Below are 2,842 nucleotides of genomic sequence, written 5' to 3'. Positions count from 1 at the left end.
CTAAATTAAATAGCTCATGAGTTCTAAAATAAGGCAGTAAGCATATCGATACTTCTTCGCCTTTAATCTCTATATTATGAACGTAAGGGGAGTAGTTATCTTTTGCTAACTCGTTTAAGTTACCAACAACATGAATGTTATTAAGTTCTAAAAACGGTGCAGGTGCTTCTAAGAAGTTAGAGCTGTCATGATTTCCACCGATAATGAAAATAGGTATTTGTTTTTTTTCTGATAATGTCTTTAAAAAATTAAAGTAGAGTTTTAGTGCTTCGTTTGGAGGTGTAGGTACATCAAATATATCACCACTTATTAAGAGTATATCTATATTTTCATGTATTATATATTTTGATAACCAGTCTAGAAAGAGCTCTTGCTCTTTTATACGACTGACCTTATATAATTTCTTACCTAAGTGCCAGTCGCTTGTGTGAAGTATCTTCATATTGTTTATTCAGGTTTTTTAAATGGTTTCTTCTTCTTAGGTCTATACTTCTTTTTTTGAGGTGGTTTTGAAGTATTATCATCAGCAGAAGAAGCTTTCTTCTCATTGTTTTGCTTAGGATTATTTCTATTTCTATTATTTGGTCTTTTGTTTTGTGGTCTCTTATTTTTCTTTTCAGTCTTAACCTGAATCTCACCTTCAAGGCTATTGAGCTCTTCTAGGCTGTTGTCATCATCAGAGTCATCTACAAAAACTTCTACAACACTATCGCCATTTTCTTCGCTATACTTTTTTAAGAATTCTTCAGACTTTCTTTGCTCTTCATCTGTAAGACCAATCACTGTACTTGTTTCATTTACAATGTGTCTAAGGTCATTAGGAAACTTCCAATCTTTAGGTGGTTTACAATCGTCTTTTACAAATTGATTAACTGAATAGCGTCTGATTTGACCCTTTTCTGTAATCATATCAAATTGTTCAACTAATAGATGTAGCTTTTGCACTCTACCGATATCACCATTTTTAGCTTTTAAGAAAATTCCTTCCTTAGGAAGTAGAGTTCTTTTTTGAGAGTAAACATCATCTTCATATTTGATACAGCATTTTATCTGGCCACAAATTCCGTTGATCTTACTTGGGATAAGGGCAAGGTTTTGATTCTTTGCCATCTTTATACTTACATTTCCGTAATTCTTTAAAAAGCTTGAGCAACATGTTTGTAACCCACAAACACCAATTGCACCTATTGCTGCGGCCCTATCTCTCACTGAGATTTGTCTTAGTTCTATTCTCATCTTTAAATCAGCAACTAGATCTTTAACTAAGTTTCTAAAGTCGACTCTCGCTGGAGCATTAAAGTAGAATACGGCCTTCTTACCAAATTGAATAAATTCAACGTGAGTTAAATTCATATCTAATTTATGTGTTTCAATTAAATTCTTGCAGAAGTTTTCAGCTTCTTTCTCTTTTAGGTAGTAGCTTCTTTGCTCATGAACATCTTCGTCAGTAGCAACTTTACTAATACTTTTAAGAGGTAACATACTTTTATCAAATGGAACTTCGTATGGAACTGAGTTGATATAACCTAAAGTCATTCCACGGTCACTCATGGCCATAACTTTTTGACCGTACATAAATTTTCTCTTTCCTATTAGGAATGGAAAAGATTTTGCGTTTCCTGGAAACCTTACACGAACTAGTTTAATTATTTCGCCTGCAGTTAGCTTACTCTCATCAGAACTGCTAGAAGAACTAGCTGTTGTTGTTGGTTGAACTGAGCTTTCACCTTTCTCTTGGGCCTCTGGCTGTTTTATTTGAGTTTCTTCTTTTTCGTTATTTGTTTTTGCATTTTCTTGCATTATGTAAAATCCATTTTTTTATATATTTAAGCTACTATATTCATGAATTTACAGTGATTTGTCTAGGTACAAAGCAGCTTAATTGATGGTGAGCATCAGGCCTGAGAGCTTTTCTGGAGAATAGTTATTAAACACTGCAGCTTTTTCATACCACTTCAGTGCATTTGTAAATGATTCTAATTCCTTATAACTGCAACCACGTTGGTTAACGTATTGAATCAAAGCGTCAATAAACTCAATCTCTAAGGACTTCTTACCTTTCAGTGAGTCATATAGTGGCATGATATTAGATCTATTATTTTCAATTTTCTTTATGTTTAAGACAAATTCTTCTTTAAATCCATTTTCACTCAAAAAATTTGATAGCTTTTCAGTAGTATTTGTTGAGCTTTCATTAGCTTTTGCAGGAACACGAATATAAATAGCTCTTGATGATATAGTTGGAAGTATCTTTTTTCTATACGGGTCCAACATTAAAATTGTTGTATTCGCAGCCGGTTCTTCAAGAGTCTTTAGTAGCTTATTACTTAGAATCTTAGTAATTGAGTGCGCATCATCAATTACAATAAATCTCTGTTTTAGCTCTAAAGGCCTATAGTTCTGAAATTTAAAAAACTCATTAAAGCTCTCATCGCTTACACTATAGTTTTCATTTTCATCTTCTTTATTTATTTGAAGAATATCGCTATTTCCTAGCTCTAGCTTATTTAGTGCTTCAGATTCAGAGATTGATTTCTCTTGTGCTATTATTTTAGAGAGAAAGTTTTTAGTCCATGACCTCGTAAAGTCTCTTGGGTTTTCTTGAGTCGGTGATGGTTGTATAATATAGAAATGGGCCAGCTTATCCTTGGCCCATAGTGAAATTAGCTTTTCAAGTATTGTACTATTGCTCATCTTTCTTAAAGATAAGCTTATTTAATTCTTCTTTAATATCTTCAAAGACAAGCTCTAAGCTTTGGTTACCGTTAATTACGCTAATTCTTTCTGGAAAAAGCTCACAGCTCATATCATAACCAGCAATAAGGTTCTCGTAGAAGTCCTT

The 2,842-nt window shown here is 33.1% G+C and carries 3 protein-coding genes; all 3 read right to left on the bottom strand.

Features of this window, described 5'->3' with window-relative positions:
• Positions 1–442: exonuclease SbcCD subunit D (locus tag ABX784_RS16710; protein WP_372656201.1), on the bottom strand; the 442-nt coding region annotated here is incomplete at its 3' end.
• A gap of 5 nt (positions 443–447) precedes the next feature.
• Entirely contained in the window at positions 448–1,800 is a 1,353-nt protein-coding gene (locus ABX784_RS16705; RefSeq protein ID WP_372656200.1) for a stage 0 sporulation family protein, read from the bottom strand.
• A gap of 78 nt (positions 1,801–1,878) precedes the next feature.
• A complete protein-coding gene (locus ABX784_RS16700) occupies positions 1,879–2,694 on the bottom strand; it encodes a hypothetical protein (protein ID WP_372656199.1) in 816 nt (271 codons plus the stop codon).
• Positions 2,695–2,842 lie beyond the last annotated feature (148 nt).

Source organism: Halobacteriovorax sp., assembly GCF_041587335.1.
Taxonomy (GTDB): domain Bacteria; phylum Bdellovibrionota; class Bacteriovoracia; order Bacteriovoracales; family Bacteriovoracaceae; genus Halobacteriovorax.
This window is presented reverse-complemented; position numbering and strand designations above follow the sequence as displayed.

Excerpts from the sequence above, each read along its gene's own strand:
- ABX784_RS16705 (WP_372656200.1), bottom strand. The coding sequence starts at position 1,800 with ATGCAAGAAAATGCAAAAACAAATAACGAAAAAGAAGAAACTCAAATA.
- ABX784_RS16700 (WP_372656199.1), bottom strand. The coding sequence starts at position 2,694 with ATGAGCAATAGTACAATACTTGAAAAGCTAATTTCACTATGGGCCAAG.